Raw genomic sequence first — 19679 nt, 5'->3', positions numbered from 1 at the left:
TCCTCGGGGTATGCGATGTCCGTCGACGCTTTGCAAGGGGTCTCGATCACGGTCGCGCCCAACGGGGGGCGCCGGACGAAGGCCGATCATCCCGCCATTCCGCTGACACCGGAGGAGCTTGCGCGGACTGCGCGCGACTGCCTGGAAGCCGGCGCCGCGATGATTCATGTGCATGTGCGTAAGGCGGACGGAAGCCATCTTCTCGATGCGGAGGCCTATCGTGCCGCCATAACCGCGATCCGCAAGGCTGTAGGCAAGCGGTTGGTGATCCAGATGACCAGCGAGGCGCTGGGCATCTATTCGCCGGCCGAACAGATTGCAGTCGTGAGGTCGGTTCGCCCCCAGGCCGCTTCGCTTGCGCTCAGGGAGCTGGTGCCGGACGAGGCGCACGAGGCGGCTTTTGCCGATCTCCTGTCCTGGGCGGCGCGGCAGGAGGTCATGCCGCAGATCATTCTCTACAGTCCTGAGGAAGCGGTACGTCTGGCCGACATGCGCCGCCGGGGCCTGCTCTCCCGCGACGACATTCCGGTGCTCTATGTGCTTGGCCGCTACACGCCGGGACAGACGTCCCTTCCTCGTGACCTGCTGACCTTTCTGGCGCCGGAGATGCCCGTTTTCGCCCACTGGAGTGTATGCGCGTTCGGCCGCCATGAAGCGGCCTGCGTAACCGCCGCGGCGCTCGCCGGCGGACATGTCCGCGTCGGTTTCGAGAACAATCTCCGGCTTCCGGACGGCACGCCCTCCGGTTCGAACGCGGATCTCGTTCGCGCCGTTACGGCAGTACTTCGCCCCCTTTCGATTCCGTTGATCGACGGGCCGGCGCTTGCGGACATGCTCTCCCGCATCGGCGCCGCGGGCATGCACAGAGACTGATTCCTTCATTCCGTGGCCCGTAGCCGGAACCGGTTAACGCCGGTTTCGTTCTCCCATTATCAGAGCAATTCCAGGAAGTCTGTGTAGCGGTTTCCCTCCGGGATTGCGGAAGCAAGAACATTTCCGCTGTTCGGAGAAAAGGCGGGAATGTCCGGGAGAGCATCATGGTGACCCATGACAACAGCAACATGCCCGAAAGGCGCGCCACCGCCGCATTTCCGATAGGCCTCATACTGCTGGCGATCTGCGCCATCTTCGCCTACCTGGCGATTGGCGGAGCACTGCTGGAAAGCGAAACGGAAACGGTCGTCTACACGCCACCGGCCGCAGACGCGCCTGAGCCTCGTTGAAGGGAGACCCTCAATGATACCCGACCCAATCGGCCCCGGCCCCGGGCCGGGGATAATTCCGCCGAATCCGGTTCCTCCGCTCGGCATTCCAGACCCGCCACCGAACGAGCCGCAACCCGACAAAGGCCCCGACGACGAGCCGCAGAAGCCGCCGGACGAGGAGGAGGAACAGGCGGCGGCACGCGTTCTGCGCGAAGCTTGACTCTTGCCGATCGGAATGAGAACATACAGTGAACATTCTGGAGATTCTCTCATGACGCATGCAGAGGAAGTCATCGAACGAGCCATGGCCGCGGTCGCTCAAGCGCGACGTCGCCGGGAGCGCGAGCAGGAATGGCGCAGGCAGACTTTCGGACGAATTCAGGTCGGCATGCCGCTCCCGCCCTTGAAGCGCGGTGGCGTGCAGCTTTCGCTGCAGCTCGAGCGTCCGAATGCACGATGACACCGGCGACCGGGACGGTCCGGCCGAGGCGGACGAGGAAATCCGTGGCACGGTTTCCCTCTGGCCGGTTCAAGCGGCCGCCGCTGCCGGCCGTCGTTTGGGGAAAGGCTTGAAGGTCAGCGCGATCAGGAAAGCACCGATGCCGATGCCCCAGGCGCCGATATAGAGCCAACCGTAGCTGGCGAAAACATCGTAGATCACGCCTCCGGCAACCGGGCCGATCGCCATGCCGAGGCTGCCGGCCATTGCCGTGCCGCCGATTACGGTGCCCATCATACGCAGCGGGAAGTTTTCTCGGGCGATCACCGCGTAAAGCGGCATGACGCCTGCATAGATAAAGCCGAACAAGGCAGCCACTGCATAAAAAGCGCCGAGGTCGCGCACGAAGAAATAGGCGAGCGCGCCGAAAGCCTGCAGCAGCAGACCCGATACGAGAATACGCTTCGCGCCGTAGCGGTCTCCGAGGATGCCGAAGGCAACACGGCCGCCCATCCCCGCCAGCCCCTCGAGGCTGTAGATGGAAACCGCGGCCATCATCGGGATACCGCAGCTCACGGCATAGCTCACGGTGTGGAAAATCGGGCCCGAATGGGTGGCGCAGCAGAAGAAGTTCGTCAGCAGCAAGATGACGAATTGCGGCGATCGCAAGGCCTGGCCAAGCGACATGTCCGGTTGTCCCTCGCTTGCAGGGCCGGCATTCGGATCTTCCAGGACCGGCGGGCGACGCAGCAGCATCGCGGCTGGAATCATCGTGACGGCGGCAATGGCGGCTATGATCTGCAGCGATGTGCGCCAGTCGTAGATCGTTATCAGCCAGCCGGCCAGCGGAGACATGGTCATGGGCGCCATCCCCATGCCGGCCGATACCAGCGATACGGCAAGGCTCCGATGCGTATCGAACCAGCCCGTAACGCAAGCCATCATCGGCGCGAATATCGCCGCGCAGGCACCGCCGACGAAAACGCCGAAGATGAGCTGAAATGCGATGAGCGAGGTCACGAAACTCGAAAGAGCCAGGCTGGAAGCAAGGAGCGCCGATCCGATGAGCACGACCGGGCGCGGCCCCCAGCGATCCGAGGCGCTACCCCAGACCATGCTTGCGAGCGCCATGGCAAGGAAACCCACGGTCATGGCGCTCGAGATGCCGGTCACCGACCATCCGGTATCGCGCGAGATGGGGACGAGGAAAACCGGCAAGGAAAACATGGCACCGATTGCAATACACCCCAGCAGGCCGCCTGCAGCAACGATCACCCAGCGATAATGCGAACTGATCATTTTCATGTCTCCGCTCTGGCGATCCGGCGTGGCATCTTTCAGCCCAACGCCAGGCTTGCCGGGTCAAAACAAGGCATTCTCCCGTCTGCGGCTATGCCGCGCCTACAATAGGACGAGCGGCGTCTCGGTACGCCGACATGGGGGTGAAAAGATTTCTGCAGGATATAGCGCGTCGTGTGCAATCGAGTTCAGGCGGATGAGAGGCCGGTGCGCCCTCTCAGCCCGCCATGATCGATGTATCGACGACCTCGAAATCATGCGTGATGGTCGCCGTCTTTGCGAGCATAGCCGACGCCGAGCAGTATTTTTCGATGGACAGGGCAACCGCGCGCTCGACCTTCTTGGCGGCAAGGCCACGGCCTTTGACGATGAAATGCATGTGAATGCGGGTGAAAACGCGCGGGTCCTGCTCCGCGCGGTCTGCGTCCAACTCGACGACGCAATCCTCGATTGCCTCGCGGCCCTTTTCGAGGATGTGGACCACGTCGAAAGCCGAGCAACCGCCGGTGCCGATCAGCACCATTTCCATGGGGCTCGGCCCCGGTGTGGGGCCGTCCGGGCCGGTGGCCGTGCCGAGCACGACCTTGTGCCCGCTGCCGGATTCGCCGACGAAGGTCCTGCCTTCGACCCATTTGATGCGTGCCTTCATCCGATTCTCCCTCCTGAACCGCATTCATCATAATGCGTGTGAGACAAAACGCGCACATTTTCCGCAGAGCCGTCCGCTCAGCGCGCACCCCATGTATCGCTCAGCCGATAGCCCTCCGGCCATGGGTCCGAGGGGTCTAGCATGTGCTGATGGGTGCCGGTGATCCAGCCGCGCCCCGAGATTTCCGGCAGCACCGCGGGGCGGCCGCCGACCTCTGTCGTGCCCAGGATCCGGCCGGAGAAGGTCGACCCTATCAGGGATACCGCCGTCAGACGGTCCGAGAGCCCCATTTCGCCGCGCGCATGCAGGACGGCCATGCGCGCCGAGAGCGCCGTGCCGGTCGGCGAACGGTCGACCTTTCCAGGCTGGATCGCGACCGCCGCGCCTGCCCGCAGACCTTCCGCCGTCCGTTCGACTGGACCGGCGAAGAGGCAGAAGGAAAAATGCCGCCAGTCGGGGTTTTCAGGGTGGTGAAAGCCAAGCTGGGCGTTGGCCGCGTTGGTGATCCTCACGCCAAGCCGGGCGATGTCATGCGCCTCGTCGGGCTTCAGAGAGAAGCCCATCGCGGCAGCATCCAGGACGACGAAGCTGTCGCCACCATAGGCGGCGTCTACGGTGAGCGTACCCAGACCTTCGACCTCCAGCTTCGCGTCCAGCCGGTCGGCAAAGCTCGGCAGGTTCTGCACGAAGATGCGCTCGGCCTTGCCGTCGCGGCACTCCGCACGCACACGGACGAGGCCGCCGGGTGCCTCTAGCGTGATCTCCGTCACCGGCTCCTTCATCGGCAGGATGCCGCTGTCGAGCAGCACGGTGGAAACGCAGATCGAATTCGATCCCGACATGGGTGGCGTATCTTCCGGCTCCATGATGATGAAGGCCGCATCGGCCTCCGGGTTCTTCGGCGGCACCAGCAGATTGACGTGGCGGAAGACGCCGCCGCGCGGCTCGTTCAGGACGAAATTGCGCAGGGTCTGGTCGCCCGCGATCCAGCGGCTCTGTTCCCAGATCGTATCGCCCGGCGGCGGCGTGACGCCGCCAACGATCACGTCGCCCACCTCTCCCTCGGCATGGGCGGAGATGACATGAATGGTCTTGGTACTACGCATCGAAAACTCCTCGAATCGATAAGCGAGCGCGGCTGCGGGTGAAAACCCGCTTATTATCCGCCCTATGAAAGCCAATCCGGCAAACGCGGCGCAACGCGCCCGGTCAAGGCCACCGCGACGCAATCGGCAAGGCTGCCGAAACGCACCGCACGGCCGGACAGCCCGGGGCCATAATGGGCGTATTTGCCGGAATTGGTCATCACGGCACGGGTACGCGCGGGGAAAACCGGCTCTGAAATGGAGCACCAGCAGAGATCGGGCAGCACCTGCACGCCGCTTTCTTCGAGCCGCGTCAGCGTGCCTTCGTGTTGCGCCTTTGCGATAACTTCGTGTCCCGCCGTGACGATCACGGCGACATCCGGGTGCCGTCTGCGGCCGTCCAGCGCATCGGCGAGCGCCCGACATTCGGTAAGGGAGGCGTGCGGGCTGCCGATGGCCACCAGTTCCACCTCCTCCGGCCCCCCATTCAGGGCCGACCAGGCCGCTATCATCTCGGCACGCTTTATGGCCAGGCGGTCGGCGCCCTCGGCTGCCGCACCGTCCGCTTCCGGCGTCACGCCTTCGACATGCAGCATAGGTGCTGCCGAAGTGGTGCCGAAGGCGGCACAAAGCGCCTTGAGGTCGTCACGCGAGGGCCGCGCCGGAGCAAGCCCGCACAGGAGTGGAATGCGGTCGGGCGCCGCGCGCCCGGCAAGATAGCCGATCAGCGGCCAGAAGGCATCGTCCACACCATCGGGCAGTTCCACGTCGATGACCCGCCGGGCCCTGCGATGTGCGTCGAGATAGACGCCGGAGAGCGGCGCGCGCCCGGTGAGCGCGATGCAGAGATCGAGGAAATCGGGATGCTTCGCCGTTCGCGCACCGAGAACGCTGTTGGCGAAGATCACCGCATTGGATTCCGCCCAGGCGATCGCTTCGCCCGGTACCGGCGCGCTGTCGAGCAGATAGGGGGAACAGGTGAAGGTCGGTCGGCAGCCCATGCGGACATAGGCATCGGCGAGCCGCGCCGCGGGACCTCCGAACGACTCCGGCACGCCCTGCGTCCGCCAATTATCGCGATCGACCGAAATGGCATTCATCGTCGTCGGCACCCGGACCTTAGCTCCCATATCGGCCATCTTCTCGGCAAAGGTCAGATTGGCGGGGCTCGCATAGATGCAGCCGTCGATATGGGCCTGCACCACGTCCACAAGGCCTTGCGCCCCCTGCTGCGCCGCCATGGCCGTTATGATGCGCATGGCCTGTTGCACCACGACCCCGTCTTCCCCGTCCAGCATGGAACGATCGGCCTCGGTAAGGCCGAGCGCCGCCGTCGCCGGTGGAACGACGGGGAGTGTCAGCCCCTCTGCCTCTATCGCCGTGCTGCCGATCCGCGCCGTCTTCGCTCCGGCAAGCGCCGCAAAAGCCTCCGGTCCAAGGCGCAGCACCGGCAGCGGCTTGCCGAACATCTCGAAGGCGACCAGCGCGCCGAGCGTCAGCACGTCCTCCGGTTGGGAAAATACGAGGGCAGCGGGACCGCGGCCGGTCAGCAGGAGGTCGAGCAGCACGCCCGAACCCGTGCAGGAGCCGCGGCTCGAGGGCATCATCAGGATGGCACCGGTGAGCGAGACGCCATGCTGCGGGTGGTGCACGTCGATCACGCAGCCGGTATCGGGATCGACCCCGCCCCAGAAGCTCAGGGCCTCCGCCATATGGATGACGGGACCTTCGGCCGAACCCTGAAGGATGCTGCGGGCGCGCTCGAGGGCGCTCATTTTACGACGAAGCCATGGGCGAAGGGGTCGCGGTCATCGATAAAAATGGTGTTGATGCCGGTCATCCTTGCCCAGCCGGCAATCGATGGGATGATCGCATCGCGATCCGCGACCTTCGCGGCCGCCTCGACGCGTCCCTTGAAGAGCGATCCGATGATCGACTCGTGAACGAATTCGTCGCCCACCTTCAGCTTTCCCTTGGCGGCGAGCTGCGCCATGCGGGCCGAGGTGCCCGTTCCGCAGGGCGAGCGATCGATGGCCTTCTCGCCGTAGAACACCGCGTTGCGGGCGTGTGCCTCGGATTGCGTCGGCTTTCCGGTCCACTGGATATGGCTCAAGCCCCGGATCTCCGGGTGCTCGGGATGGACGAACTCGTATTTTTCGTTCAGCGCGGCACGCAGCTTCGGGCTCCAGCCCACCAGTTCCCCCGCCGTATGATCGGCCATGTCGCGGAAGTTTTTCTGCGGCTCGACGATGGCGTAGAAATTGCCGCCATAGGCAACGTCCACCACGATTTCGCCCAGGCCCTCGACCTCGGCCGTCAGCCCTTCGGCATAAAGGAAGCCGGGAACATTGGTGAGGCGCACTTCCTCGACGAAGCGGCCTTCCTGGCGGTAGGTGATGTCCACCTTGCCGGCGGGGGCATCGATGGAGAGCCTGCCGGGCTCACGCGGTGTGATCAGGCCGTTCTCGATCCCCATGGTGATGGTGCCGATGGTACCATGGCCGCACATGGGCAGGCAGCCGGAGGTCTCGATGAAGAGCACCGCGACGTCGCAATCGGGCCGCGTCGGCGGATAGAGAATGGAGCCCGACATCATGTCGTGACCGCGCGGCTCAAACATGAGGCCGGTGCGGATCCAGTCGAATTCCTTGAGGAAATGCGCGCGCTTTTCCAGCATGTTCGCGCCTTCCAGGCGCGGCCCCCCGCCAGAGACGAGGCGGACGGGATTTCCGCAGGTGTGGCCGTCTATGCAGGAGAAGGTGTGGGTGGCCATGATCGAAACCTCTGTCAGAAGCGTTGCGGCGAAAAGGATGCAATGTCGATGGCCGGTTGCCGGCCGGTCAGGAGATCGGCGACGATCCTTGCGGTGCCCGCCGATTGGGTCAATCCGAGATGGCCGTGGCCGAAAGCGTAGACAACCCGAGGCGTAGCGACGGCGCGGCCGATCGCGGGCAGGCTGTCGGGCAGCGAGGGGCGGAAGCCCATCCACTGTACCCCGCCTTCCGGCTTCAGCCCCGGCAGGAAGCCCTGCGCTTTCTTCAGCATCGCTTCCGATCGGTGGAAGTTCGGCGGTAGATCGAGCCCCCCGAGTTCGACCGCGCCACCGACGCGAATGCCGGTCGACAGCCGGGTCACCACGAAACCATGGCCCCCGAAGGTGATCTGAGTACGCAGGTCGAAAGCGCCGGCGGGGAGCGTCGTATTGTAGCCGCGTTCGGTTTCGAGCGGAATGCTCTCGCCGATAGTCCGGGCGATCCGGTGCGAGAAAGCGCCGGCCGATAGCACCACCTGTGCCGCCCGCTGAATCTCGCCGTCGGTGGTCAGGACGTCCACTCCGCCGTCTACCGGCCTCAGGGCCGTAACCTCCGCTCGCTGGACTTTCCCGCCGATCGTCCGGAAGTGATCGGCCAGCGCAAGCGTATAGAGCTTCGGATCGGCGATCGAGTACCAGCCGGGTGTGAAGGTGCCATGGGTGAAGCGGGCGGCAAGGCCCGGCTGGATCCCGCTCATCGCAGCAGCGTCGAGATGATGGAACTCGATACCGTGATCCTCCCGCGCCTTCCACCCGGCAAGCGAGGCCTTGAATTCCGCCTCGCCCTCATAGACCTGGAGGTTGCCCTCCTTGCGCAGCATGGACGCCGTTCCGGTTTCCTTGAGAAAGGGTTCGAGTTCCGCCTTCGAAAGGTCCATCAGCGCTGTCTGCGCCGCGGTCGAATGCGCCACGCGTCCCGGCTGACACGCGCGCCAGAAGCGGAACATCCATGGCGCGATCTTCAGCGCGTAGGCGGGCGGCACTGTCAGGGGCCCAAGCGGATCCAGGAGCCATTTCGGCGCTTTTCTCAGGATGCCCGGCGAAGCGAGCGGCAATATATCGGTGAAGGCGAAGGCCCCGGCATTGCCCGCGGAGGCCCCGGCCGCCGGACCCTCGCGGTCCAGCACGGTGACGGACAGGCCGCGGCCAACGGCGGCAATTGCAGCCGAAAGGCCTACGACCCCGGCACCGATAACAATGACGTCCGGTTCGGCCATCTAACGCACGCTCGCCAGAAACTTTTGCGTCTCGGCGTTTTGCGGCATCGCGAAGATCTGGTCAGGCGTGCCGATCTCGGCCATGACCCCCTGATGGAAAAACGCCACGCGATCCGACACATCGCGGGCGAAGGCCATTTCATGCGTGACGCAGATCATCGTCATTCCCTCTTCCGCGAGCATCTTCAGCGTGTCGAGCACCTCGCCGACCAGCATCGGGTCGAGAGCCGAGGTCACTTCGTCGAACAGCATATATTCCGGCGACATGGCGAGCGCCCGGGCAATCGCCATGCGCTGCTGCTGGCCGCCCGACATGCGGTTCGGATAGACCTTGAGTTTCTCGGCCAAGCCCACATGGGTCAACTGCTTTACCGCGATCTCCTCGGCCTTGTCCTTCGCCAGGCCAAGCACCTTTCTCGGGGCGAGCATGACGTTTTCGAGCACCGTCAGATGCGGGAATGCGTTCCACTGCTGAAACACGATCCCCACTTTGCGGCGCAGCTTGTTGAGATCGGTGCCCTTGGCGTGGACATCGGTTCCGTCGATCCGGATCCTGCCGGAGTCGATCGGCTCCAGGCCGTTGATGCAGGTGAGCAGTGTCGATTTCCCAGAACCGGAGCCGCCGATGATGGTGACCACTTCGCCCTTGTCGACAGTGAGGTTGATGCCCTTGAGAACCTCCAGCGAACTGAACGATTTACGGACGTTTTCGATCTCAATCATTGGGGGACCACCGTTTTTCGAGATACCCGCCAAACCGGGCGACGGGGAAGCTGAGGAGGAAGTAGATGGCGCCGCAGATCAGCAGGATGAAGAGCGGCTCCTGCAGCCGGGTGACGAGAATCTGCGAAGCGCGCAGAAGCTCGACCAGACCGAGCCAGAGCACCAAAGCGGAATCCTTCATCACGCCCAGCGTCAGGCCGATCCACGACGGAAGCGATACCCGGGTTGCAAGCGGCGCCACGATATAGCGCATATCCTGCCACCAGGTCATGCCGAGGGAGCGCGCCGCACGGCGGGTCGTCACCGGCACGGAGGAAATGCCGCCGCGCACGATCTCAGCACAAAATGCCGCCGTATAGAGCGACAACACCACGCCGGAGGTGGTGAAGGCACCCCAGCCAAGCTTTACGATGGACTGAAACGCACTGCCGAGCACGAGCTGGATCAGCAGCGGCACCGAGCGGAACACGTCGAGCAGCAAAGTCAGCGGCGCGGCCCAGTAGGGCCCGAGCTGGAATCGTATCACTCCAAAAAGAATGCCGAGCAGGGTGCCGGCGGTAACGGCCACGGCGGTTACCGCAAGCGTCATCCCTGCGCCTTGCGCAAGGAAGGCGAGATCGTTCCAGGTGAGCGCAGTATTAAACATCTCTCACCTCTCAGTAACGGAACATGCGCCAGGCGAAAGCCCGGGCAGCGAGCGTGACGGCCTTGGCGATCAGGTAATAGATCACCGCGGCGAGCGCGAAGAATTCGAAGGTTCGGAAGGAGCGGGCATTCAGCTCCTGCGTGATTCCGGCGAGATCGGTGTTCATGCCGACGGTGACGCCGAGCGACGTCATCAGGATCGCCCAGACCATCTGGTTGGTCGCAGGCAGGAAAGCGACGCGCAGCATCTGCGGCAGAACGATCAGTCGGAATGCCTGCAGGGAGGTCATGCCGAGCGACCGGCCGGCGCGGGCCTGCGTGTCCGGAATGGCCTTCAACGCACCACGGAAATTCTCGGCCAGATAGCCGGCATTGTTGAAAGCGATCCCGACCAGGAGTGCCGTGTAGGGGCTCAGGTGAATGCCGAAATTGCCAAGGCCGAAATGGGCCATGTAGATCTGGAACAGCGCCGGCGTGTTCCGCGCGACCTCGACCCAGGTCGTGGCGATGCCGCCTAGGATACGGCTGCCGGACAGGCGGAACACCGTGAGCGCGATTGCGCAGGCGACGCCGATGACCATCGACAGCACCGCGACCTGCAGCGTCACCACCGCGCCGTCGAGCATCTGCGGCAGTGCCCTCAGCGCCTGGTTCCAATGGAAGGTGTAATTGAACATTCCCGTCTCACCCCTCGGAATGCAGCGACGGTGCGGGTTGCCCCGCACCGTCAGACGATCCTCGGATCAGCGGTAAACGCCGTTCACCGCGAGCGACGGAGCCTCGCCACCGACCCACTTCTCGTAGAGTTCGGCATAGCGGCCGGTGCGGACCTGCTGATTAACGAACAGGTTGAGGTAATTGATGAAGCCGTATTCCTCACGATTGGTGAAGAGGGCCACGTAATCGATATCGAAGGGCGCCTTGTCGACCACGGAGATACCGGGAAACTTGCCGCCCTTGACGTTGGACTGCGCGACGGTCGAAGTGGAGACGGTGGCGTCGAGCTGGCCCTGGCTCAGCGCCAGGAAGACGTCGGCCTGCGTCTGATAGGGGCGGAACTCGCCCTCGCCCCAGGCCTTGACCTGGTTTTCAAGTGCGATGGCTTCATAGGTGCCGGCGGTGGCGCCGACGACCTTGCCCTTCATGTCTTCGAAGGACTTGATCCCGGACTTCTCGTTGGCGGTTACCGCCATTTCGAAGGCGAAGTAGGGAACGGTCATGCCTACGGTCTTGGCACGCTCAAGCGTATCGGAGGTGGAAGCGACACCGACGTCGACACGGCCGGACATCAGCGCCGGGATACGCTCGGGAAACGGCGTCTCGACGATCTCGGCAGTGACGCCGAGCGCCTTGGCCAGATCGTTGCAATAATCCACGTCGAAGCCGATCGGCTCGTTGTTCTCGTCGCGCGAGCCCATCGGCGGGAAATCGAGCACCACGGCGCAACGCAGCGTTCCGGAAGCGATGATGTCGTCCAGCTTGTCGGCATGAGCGGGGCTCGTCAGAGCGGTGGCGGCAACGAGGCCGAAGGCGAGGATCGAGGTCTTCATTATTGTTCTCTCCCTGAGTTGTCAGCCGGTGTGACGGCGCGCGCACTATTCCGCGTCGGAGAGCACAAATCAATTCAAAAATACAACTAGTATACAAAACGTATATAACGGGCCGCCTTTCGCAATGGAAAGGGGCTTTCCCTTGTGGAAAAGCCCCTTTTATTGCGCGAACGGCAAGCTGAATCAGGCGAGGAAGTCCTCGGGCAGCAGGTCTTCCGGCATGTTCTGGTAAGCCACAGGGCGCAGGAAACGTCGAATCGACATCGTCCCGACGCTGGTTGCGCCAAAATTGGTCGAGGCCGGATACGGGCCTCCATGCACCATGGAGTCGACGACTTCGACGCCTGTCGGGAAGCCGTTGACCAGGACCCGGCCGGCTTTCCGTTCGAGCACGGGGCGCAACCGGCGCGCGGTTTCCAGATCGCCCGCATCCATATGAATGGTCGCGGTCAGCTGGCCGGCGAAGCCACGTGCGAGCTCTTCCATCTCGGCCGGCGATCCGACCCGGACCACCAGGCCGAGCGGGCCGAACACTTCTTCGCCGAGCGCGTGGTCGGAGAGGAACTGCTCACCCGTCGTCTCGAAGAGATTGGGGGACGCATCACGGCCGGACGACTCGGTTGCAAGCAGCGGCTTTACGGCGTTGCGCGTCGCGAACCGTTCCTGACCGTCGCGGTAGGCCTTGGCGATCCCGTCGGTCAGCATGGTTTGCGGCGCCACCTTGGCAAGCGCCTCGGCGGCGGTGGTGGTGAAGCGGTCCGCGTCGGTTCCTTCGATGACGACAGCTATTCCCGGATTGGTGCAGAACTGCCCGGCTCCCATGGTGAGCGACCCGGCCCATCCCTGCCCCAAAGCTTCGGCCCGCGCCTTCAAGGCTTCCGGAAGCAGGAACATCGGATTGACCGAGCCGAGCTCGCCGAAGAACGGGATCGGCTCGGGACGCGCGGCGCAAAGATCGAACAGTGCACGTCCGCCGGCGAGCGAGCCGGTGAAGCCGACGGCCTTGATATTCGGATGCTGAACCAGAGCGTGACCGACATCGCGGCTGCCGCCCTGGATTAGCGAGAACACGCCGGGATGAACCCCCGTCTTGCGAATTGCGGCGTCGATCGCCTCAGCCACGATCTCACCGGTGCCGGGATGCGCCGAATGACCCTTTACCACGACGGGGCAACCCGCTGCGAGCGCCGCCGCGGTATCGCCGCCGGCGGTCGAAAAAGCCAGCGGGAAATTCGAGGCACCGAAGACGGCAACCGGGCCGACCGGGCGCTGGATCAACCGGATCTCCTGACGTGGCGCCGGCTGGCGGTCAGGCAGCGCGGCATCGACGCGGCGATCGAGATAATCACCCTTTTCGATATGATCGGCGAAAAGCCGGAGTTGTCCGGTGGTGCGGCCCCTTTCGCCATTGAGCCTTGCCTCCGGCAGCCCTGTTTCCTGGCTGCCGATGTCGGTTATAGCTTCCGCACGGGCCTCGATCTCGTCGGCGATGGCGCGCAGGAAGGCGGCGCGCTCTTTGCGCGAGGAATAGCCATAGCTCCAGAAAGCCTCTTCGGCAGCGTCACAGGCCCGGTTTACCAGCTCCACGGTGCCTACGGCAAAATCATGCGCCGGGCCGTGCGCCGGAGCTGAAGCGAAGGTGCCGGCTCCGTCGAGCCATTCGCCCGCGACGAGGTGTTTTCCTTTGGGGGTGAAAACCATCTGAACTTCCTTTCTCTGAAACGCGGCGATCTCGTTCGATTCGGTACAAGATCAGAAGACGCGTCGAATCTGCTGCCCAGCGCCTCTTATCAGATGCGCAAAGATCGCTCTATGTTTTAAAGGCGTTGCATGCCTTGCCCTTCGGTCGGGTACGATCAAAGGAAACATGCAGACCCGGCAGAAAATCGCATACACTCGCATTTCCGCAACCGGATGCTTCGGAACGCGAATTGCACTTGCCGGAGCTTTGTATACTCTATGTATGCAGAACATCAACCGCCTGCCCTGCGTAAGGCATACCACGAGAGAGACGACATGAGCGAGACAACCACCCTGACGACCACCGCGCTTCACGAGCGCGTCGAGGCGATCTTCCGGAAGGGCGGCCTTAACGTGGTACAGGCGGGCGCTCTCGCCCGGGTGATCGTTGCCGGCGAGCGGGATGCCTGCAAGTCGCACGGTATCTACCGGATCGAAGGCGCGCTGCGCACGGTGAAGGCCGGCAAGGTTAAGCCGGACGCGATACCGGAAATCATCGCGCAGGAGGCCTCGGCGATCGTCAAGGTGAACGCCGGAGGCGGCTTCGCCAATCCCGCCTTCGAGCTCGGCCTGCCGGTACTCGCCGAGCGCGCTCGTACGCAGGGCATCGCGGCGCTCGCCATCAACGACTGCACGCATTTTTCCGCGCTTTGGCCGGAAGCGGAGGCGCTCACGGGAGAAGGGCTTGCCGGCCTCGTCATGTGCCCGAGCTATGCGACGGTCGCGCCGACCGGCGGCAACAAGCCGCTTCTTGGCACCAATCCTTTCGCCTTCGGCTGGCCCCGCGCCGGCAGACCACCCTACGTCTTCGACTTTGCAACCTCCGTCGCGGCGCGCGGCGAGATCGAGCTGCACCGCCGCGCCGGCAAGGCTCTGCCCGACGGCTGGGCGATCGATGCTAAGGGCAATCCCACGACCGACCCCGAGGCCGCGCTCGCGGGTGCCATGCTGCCCTTCGGCGGACACAAGGGCTCGGCTATCGGTACGATGATCGAACTCCTGGCGGGAATCATGATCGGCGACCTGACGAGCCCCGAAGTGCTCGACTATCTCGGAACCACCACGCTCGCGCCGTTCCACGGCGAATTGATCATCGCCTTCTCGCCGGAGGCTTTCGCCGCAGGCCGACCAGGAGACCCCTTTGCCCGCGCCGAGATGTTGTTCGAGGCGATTGTCGGCCAGGGCGCCCGCCTGCCTTCGCAACGCCGCTTCGCTGCGCGCGCGAAGTCGGAGGCCGAAGGCATCACCCTGACCGCAGCCGAAGTCGAGCAACTCGATCGGCTCCTTACGCTCGGGCTCGACGCCGTGGCGTAATGCAGGCACGATGAAACTCCTTCCTCCCTCGTCACTGTGCCTGTAACGGGGACGAGGGAGGGCCGCGTCTGCGGTGCGGAAATCTATCTCCAGCCCAATGACCTGGCCGACTGAATTCCTGTGAAAAGCGCGGAAACGCAGGACAACAGACATGAACCGGCTGGATCGGGCACGCCGATGGGCAAGAGACATCAAGCGGGACGTTATCGTGCTGTGGCTGGCGGCGCGTGACAGCCGTGTACCATGGTATGCGAAACTGGCGGCTGGGGCGATTGCTGCCTATGCACTGTCCCCGGTCGATCTGATCCCGGACTTCATCCCGATCCTCGGATATCTCGACGATCTCGTCATCGTCCCCTTGGGCATCATCGCGGTGCTCAGGCTCATCCCGACCGACGTTCTCGCGGAGCTGCGCATCGAAGCGCTGAAACAGGTCGAGCGCCCGGTCAGCAGAGCCGGGATGGCTGCGGTGATATCGATCTGGCTTATCTTTGTAGCGCTGATCTCCTGGATGGCGCTTGCACCCTGAAGGGGAAAGGCACCTTGGAGGCAGAACGGCCAAAGGGTGGCGATCGACAGTGTCGGCGTTGCCACGCAAGCGGTTCCGTTCTTATACTCCTCGTGTCATGTACAAGACATTCGTCGCAGCGCGAGAGGACCGGCCCGGAGAAGCTTGGCTCTCCAGGTTTGCGGCCGGGCGAGCCGAGGCGGAGAGGTGGTATTTCGGGCAGGCGCCAATGGCGGCGAGCCCAAGTGCCAAGGAGTGTCGTGCCGCTTTGATGCAGCACATGCCTGAGCTCGTCCCTCACTACGAAAGCGCCTGTGATCTCGTCGGAGATGATGAGATCGCTCATCGGCTGCTCAGCCACTACCGTCCCGCGCCGGAGCGCTATGGCTGCAGTCAGTCTGTCTGGCTCGGAAAGGAAGGCCCGGCGCTGATCCGCAACTTCGACTACCCACCGGATATCGTCTCTGACCGCTTCGAGATGACCGATTGGTCTGGCGTGAAGGTGATCGCGAAGATGCAGCGGCCCTGGGGAGGTTGCGTGGACGGGCTGAATGAGGAGGGACTGGCCGCAAGCGTGACTCTCGGGGGTGGCCGCTCTCAGGGTCTCGGCTTCTCGATCATTCTTGTGATGCGCTATTTGCTTGAAAATTTTCGTGAGGTCGGCGAGGCGGTGAAGGCGCTTTGCCGAATACCCGTGGCGCTCGCACAGAATGTCACGGTGCTGGATCGTGCTGGCAGCTACGCAACGCTGTTTCTTGGTCCGGGGCAGCGGCCGGTCATCACGCGCCTGAAGGCATGCACGAACCATCAGCGGGGCGGAAGACCCTCATCGTCTTCTTTGGCGCGACAGCAATTTGTTCTGCAAGCACTGGAAGACCCATCGATGTCGCTCGAGAAGCTGACCGACCGCTTTCTCCAGCCGCCGCTCTATTCCATGCGTCTTCCCCAACCGACCCTGTACACGGCTGTCTACCGACCTGCGGAAGGGCGGGTGGATTACATCTGGCCAGGGAACCACTGGTCGCAAGGTTTCGACGGCTTTGAGACAGGCGAGTACACCCATCGCTATGGATCATCGGGCGGCCCGCTGGCCGAAAGTCCGGCATCTTAGAGCATTTCCGCTTTCTCCGATCCGGAAACTCTCCAACCCCTTGTTTTGTGCAATTCCGGACGAAAAACCGCTGCGCACTTTTCTGGAATTGCTCGAGATCGCGATGCGTGAGACGCGGTATCATCCCGCTCCACGGAGAAAGGCACGCCCGACCGGGGTGCCCTTCTCCATTCTTTATCGCCTGATCATGCGCGGTATTTCTCGACGGCGCCCGGAAGCTTGCACCATTCGGCATACCAGGTGTTGAAGAGCCTGAACTGCGCCTCGACGTAGCCACGCTGGCTTTCGGTCAGGGCATCGGTCTCGTTGAAATGGAGCGTGTACTCCTTGTCTCCCTTCAGCACCATCATGTGCTTGAAGTAGAGAACGAGGTCCGGCCCTTCGTCGAAGGAGGAAAGCACGGCAAGCGCCTGCTCCAGCTCCTGCGCCCGCTGGCGCGCATCCACATCGCCCGCAGCTGCCGCCTGCGAGAGATTGCAGAGATGGATCACTTCCTTCGGCAGGACGTTGCCGATGCCGGTGATGGCACCGGTCGCGCCGCAGTTCACGAACCCATGGAAGACGGCCGTATCGACGCCGATCATCAGCGAGACGCCGTCGTCGCGGCTGGTAATGTTCTCGGCGGCATAACGCATGTCGGCGTTGCCGCCGAACTCCTTGAACCCGACCAGGTTCGGATGCTCTGCGCGCAGCGCGAAGAACAGGTCGGCGCGGGTCGCGAATCCGTAATAGGGGCTGTTGTAGATAACCGCCGGCAGGTCCGGCGCGGCAGTCAGGATCGCCTTGAAGTGTGCCTTCTGGGCGACGATCGAAGGGCCGCGCGAAAGCACCCGTGGGATCACCATCAGCCCCTGCGCGCCGACCTTCTGGGCATGCGCCGCATGCGCGACCGCCGCGGCGGTGTTGACGGCCCCGGTGCCAACGATGACGGGGATGCCGGCCTTGGTCAGACGCTCCACGCCTTCCATGCGCTGCGCGTCGGTCAGGAGCGGCCAGTCGCCCATCGAACCGCAATAGACGACTGCCGACATGCCGTCGGCAATCAACGCTTTGCCCTTGCGGACCAGAGCGTCGAAATCGGGCGTGCGGTCTTCCTTGCAAGGTGTCATCAGGGCGGGGATTACGCCCGAGAATATCTTGGCCTTCATTTCAAACTCCTATTGGCCTGACGGATGGCAGAGACGTGAGCCGAGATCGGCGCCTTCGTCCGTGCTTCGACAATGAAAATACCACTTGTATTTTATTTGTCGACAAAAATCGCTCTAAGCTCACAGGGCAATTTCCAGCCGGTCTTTGCGGGCGAAAAGCTTCTGAATCTGCTCGACGATCTGCTCGGCGTGGGTTCGCGCCAGCCGATCCGCGGCCTCGACATCCCGCGCTGCGATGACCGCGATCATGTCCTCATGCTCGTCGACGAAACGCTGCGGCAGCCGATCGTCGTAGGACTGGTAATAGAGCCTGAGGATTCGCCGTCCCTCGTCGAGGAGCCTGTTGAACAGGCCAGTGAAATAGGGGTTGCGGCCGGCCTCGGCGATGGCGGAATGGAAGGCGGCGTTGGTGGCGATCATTGCCAGCGCATCCTGCGCCTGAACGGCTGCAGCAAATTCCGCCTGACGGGCACGGATCACCTCCAGATCCTCCTGACGGTGGTGTTCGGCCGCCAGACGCGTCGTCACACGGTACATCAGCACCAGTGCGTCGAAGAAGGTATGCAGGTTCAGGAAATCGATGTTCGACACCATGGTCGACCTGTTGGGCAGCGTAGCGATCAGCCCCTCGCCGGCCAGCCGCACCAGCGCTTCGCGGATCGGCGTCCGCGACATCTTGAACCTCTCGGCAAGCTGTACCTCGTCAATCGGGCTGCCGGGCGGCAGAACCAGATCGAGGATTTCGTCACGCAGCAGGTCATAGACCATCTTCACGCCGGAACCGCGCTTGCGCTCGGGAGCTGAACTGGCGTCTGAATCCTTGTCGGTCATGCGGCCTCCTTCTTGTCGACAAAAGAAATACTTGTACGAACCGACCAGATCAACCGACTCTCCCATGTTTCGCGGATTCGAATAGGTTTTACCGATAAAAACTCAGAATCCGGCTTCTCCGAGGACATGGGCTGAGAATCCAGCAGCTGGCGTTTCCTCAGGCATCCGGCAGGGTAAAAACGGTGCAGGGCGCTGCGATGCCGCGAAGCGCGTGTTTCCCGAGAGACACCAAGGGCGTCTCGGTTTCTGCGGCAATTGCGCCGGAAATCAGCACCGAGCGCCCGAGCGGCCGGCACAGTCCTTCCAGCCGGCTCACCAGGTTTACAGCCGGTCCTATGGCGGTGAAGTCCAGCCGGTCGATCGACCCGACATTACCCCACAATATCTCGCCGAGATGCAGCGCCGCACCGAAGCGAAGTGGCGGCAGTTCCTGCTCCTGACGCAAGCTGCCGAGATGCGCCATGCCCGCACGGGCGGCAACGACCGCGCGCAGCGCCTGCTCGCATGCCTCCGCCGGCGCACCCGTAACCGGAAAGATTGCCAGCACGCCATCGCCGATAAACTTGAGCACCTCGCCGCCGAACGCATGAACCGCTCCTGCAACGCGGTCGAACCAGGCATTGAGCGCCGCGATCACGCGCGCCGGTTCGTTCTCCTCGGAAAGGGCGGTGAAGTTGCGCAAATCGGCATAGAGGAGGGCAGCGCGAATGCTCTCACCAGTGCCCCGGCTGAGCGCGCCGGCCTGCACGCGGGCGGCACTGCGGCGGCCGAGATAGGCCTCGAGCAGGGCTGCGCGCGTCGCCCGCTCCCCGAGGACAGCCAAGGGCGCGGCGGCAAAGCGCGCAATCTGACGCAGCCGCGCGACTTCGGCGGGATCGAACGGCCGCATCCCGGCCCAGCCGATGATCACCTTCTCCGACCGACCGACGATATCCTCCTGCACCGGACCAAGCCCAGCCAGCCAATCGGCGGCACTGTCGACCGGCCCTTCGGCAAAGCCGAGCGCCTCGATGACCGCCCCGTTCTCCGCCCGCCAGAGCCAGGTGCGCTGCGCGATAATGGGATGCCGCACCGCCAGCGTCAGAGCACCGCCTGCCAGCGGCAGTCCGTCGGCAAGCAGCCGATTTCCAAGCTCTGCCAGGAACGCGTCGGGGCCGGACGAGGTGCCTGCCTCATCCAGAAGCCATTCGAGAGGTGCGGGCAGGTCCATGCTGCGATCATAGTGCAGTTTCTGAAAAAGTGCGAAACGGTTTCCCTGCAAAAGCGCGTCCTTTCGAAGGACGGATCGTTCGGTGCCACAGCCCGGCTTGACAGGCAGTGGCGCAGCGGACCTGGCCGGGATATCATCGACCCGTTCTGATCAGGCGTCCGGGACCTTCACAGCCGGTGCGCCATGGCAAGCC

Annotated in this window: 21 protein-coding genes; 7 read left to right on the top strand and 14 right to left on the bottom strand. The window is 63.6% G+C overall.

Annotated features, from left to right (window positions below):
* Window positions 1–15: 15 nt before the first annotated feature.
* The 4 genes from FB009_RS18115 (at window position 16) to FB009_RS18100 (ending at window position 1665) form a co-directional block, all read left to right on the top strand.
* Window positions 16–873: a BKACE family enzyme gene (locus FB009_RS18115; RefSeq protein ID WP_011969491.1), complete on the top strand. Its 858-nt coding sequence runs from the start codon at window positions 16–18 to the stop codon at window positions 871–873.
* Window positions 874–1037: 164 nt separating this feature from the next.
* A complete protein-coding gene (locus FB009_RS18110) occupies window positions 1038–1223 on the top strand; it encodes a hypothetical protein (protein ID WP_018209511.1) in 186 nt (61 codons plus the stop codon).
* Between the two features lie 13 nt (window positions 1224–1236).
* Complete coding sequence (locus FB009_RS18105; RefSeq protein WP_018209510.1) at window positions 1237–1425, top strand: hypothetical protein; 189 nt, start codon at window positions 1237–1239, stop codon at window positions 1423–1425.
* Between the two features lie 51 nt (window positions 1426–1476).
* Window positions 1477–1665: a hypothetical protein gene (locus FB009_RS18100; RefSeq protein WP_011969493.1), complete on the top strand. Its 189-nt coding sequence runs from the start codon at window positions 1477–1479 to the stop codon at window positions 1663–1665.
* Between the two features lie 69 nt (window positions 1666–1734).
* Here FB009_RS18100 and FB009_RS18095 read toward each other — a convergent pair whose 3' ends face one another.
* The 11 genes from FB009_RS18095 to FB009_RS18045 form a co-directional block, all read right to left on the bottom strand.
* Window positions 1735–2943 (bottom strand): MFS transporter, encoded by a 1209-nt coding sequence (locus FB009_RS18095; RefSeq protein ID WP_011969494.1) that lies wholly within the window; start codon window positions 2941–2943, stop codon window positions 1735–1737.
* 217 nt (window positions 2944–3160) lie between these two features.
* A complete protein-coding gene (locus tag FB009_RS18090; RefSeq protein ID WP_011969495.1) occupies window positions 3161–3592 on the bottom strand; it encodes an OsmC family protein in 432 nt (143 codons plus the stop codon).
* 77 nt (window positions 3593–3669) lie between these two features.
* Window positions 3670–4698 (bottom strand): trans-3-hydroxy-L-proline dehydratase, encoded by a 1029-nt coding sequence (locus tag FB009_RS18085; RefSeq protein WP_011969496.1) that lies wholly within the window; start codon window positions 4696–4698, stop codon window positions 3670–3672.
* A 62-nt stretch (window positions 4699–4760) separates the two neighbouring features.
* Window positions 4761–6452 carry a cis-3-hydroxy-L-proline dehydratase gene (lhpI, locus tag FB009_RS18080; RefSeq protein WP_011969497.1) on the bottom strand — a complete coding sequence of 564 codons (1692 nt, stop codon included), beginning with the start codon at window positions 6450–6452 and terminating at the stop codon, window positions 4761–4763.
* Window positions 6449–7450 (bottom strand): 4-hydroxyproline epimerase, encoded by a 1002-nt coding sequence (locus FB009_RS18075; RefSeq protein ID WP_011969498.1) that lies wholly within the window; start codon window positions 7448–7450, stop codon window positions 6449–6451. Before FB009_RS18075 ends, lhpI begins: the two co-directional genes overlap by 4 nt.
* Window positions 7451–7464: 14 nt before the next feature.
* On the bottom strand, window positions 7465–8706 hold the full coding sequence (locus tag FB009_RS18070) for an NAD(P)/FAD-dependent oxidoreductase (RefSeq protein ID WP_011969499.1): 1242 nt from the start codon (window positions 8704–8706) through the stop codon (window positions 7465–7467).
* Entirely contained in the window at window positions 8707–9429 is a 723-nt protein-coding gene (locus FB009_RS18065; protein WP_011969500.1) for an amino acid ABC transporter ATP-binding protein, read from the bottom strand.
* Complete coding sequence (locus FB009_RS18060) at window positions 9422–10075, bottom strand: amino acid ABC transporter permease (protein ID WP_011969501.1); 654 nt, start codon at window positions 10073–10075, stop codon at window positions 9422–9424. Before FB009_RS18060 ends, FB009_RS18065 begins: the two co-directional genes overlap by 8 nt.
* Window positions 10076–10085: 10 nt before the next feature.
* The gene (locus FB009_RS18055) at window positions 10086–10751 is read right to left on the bottom strand and encodes an amino acid ABC transporter permease (RefSeq protein WP_010975155.1); all 666 of its coding nucleotides are present in this window, start codon (window positions 10749–10751) and stop codon (window positions 10086–10088) included.
* A gap of 66 nt (window positions 10752–10817) precedes the next feature.
* Window positions 10818–11624, bottom strand: a complete 807-nt coding sequence (locus tag FB009_RS18050) for an ABC transporter substrate-binding protein (RefSeq protein ID WP_011969502.1) — start codon at window positions 11622–11624, stop codon at window positions 10818–10820.
* A gap of 183 nt (window positions 11625–11807) precedes the next feature.
* Window positions 11808–13325 (bottom strand): aldehyde dehydrogenase (NADP(+)), encoded by a 1518-nt coding sequence (locus FB009_RS18045; protein ID WP_018209508.1) that lies wholly within the window; start codon window positions 13323–13325, stop codon window positions 11808–11810.
* Window positions 13326–13640: 315 nt separating this feature from the next.
* Between FB009_RS18045 and FB009_RS18040 the strand changes: the two genes are divergently transcribed.
* The 3 genes from FB009_RS18040 to FB009_RS18030 all read left to right on the top strand — a co-directional run bounded on the left by FB009_RS18040 (window position 13641) and on the right by FB009_RS18030 (window position 16297).
* Window positions 13641–14678, top strand: coding sequence for an Ldh family oxidoreductase (locus FB009_RS18040; RefSeq protein WP_011969504.1), 1038 nt, complete (start codon window positions 13641–13643; stop codon window positions 14676–14678).
* Window positions 14679–14829: 151 nt separating this feature from the next.
* Window positions 14830–15207, top strand: coding sequence for a YkvA family protein (locus FB009_RS18035; protein WP_011969505.1), 378 nt, complete (start codon window positions 14830–14832; stop codon window positions 15205–15207).
* 97 nt (window positions 15208–15304) lie between these two features.
* Complete coding sequence (locus FB009_RS18030) at window positions 15305–16297, top strand: C45 family autoproteolytic acyltransferase/hydolase (RefSeq protein WP_024312247.1); 993 nt, start codon at window positions 15305–15307, stop codon at window positions 16295–16297.
* Between the two features lie 185 nt (window positions 16298–16482).
* Here the strand turns inward: FB009_RS18030 and FB009_RS18025 are convergent, their stop codons facing one another.
* The 3 genes from FB009_RS18025 to FB009_RS18015 form a co-directional block, all read right to left on the bottom strand.
* Window positions 16483–17445, bottom strand: coding sequence for a dihydrodipicolinate synthase family protein (locus FB009_RS18025; RefSeq protein ID WP_011969507.1), 963 nt, complete (start codon window positions 17443–17445; stop codon window positions 16483–16485).
* Window positions 17446–17565: 120 nt separating this feature from the next.
* Window positions 17566–18276, bottom strand: a complete 711-nt coding sequence (locus FB009_RS18020; RefSeq protein WP_011969508.1) for a GntR family transcriptional regulator — start codon at window positions 18274–18276, stop codon at window positions 17566–17568.
* 157 nt (window positions 18277–18433) lie between these two features.
* Window positions 18434–19486 (bottom strand): adenylate/guanylate cyclase domain-containing protein, encoded by a 1053-nt coding sequence (locus FB009_RS18015; RefSeq protein ID WP_024312246.1) that lies wholly within the window; start codon window positions 19484–19486, stop codon window positions 18434–18436.
* Between the last annotated feature and the right edge of the window lie 193 nt (window positions 19487–19679).

The organism is Sinorhizobium medicae (genome assembly GCF_007827695.1).
Classification (GTDB): domain Bacteria; phylum Pseudomonadota; class Alphaproteobacteria; order Rhizobiales; family Rhizobiaceae; genus Sinorhizobium; species Sinorhizobium medicae.
Note: the sequence above shows the minus strand (reverse complement) of the source record. Positions and strands in the feature narration are given on the sequence as shown.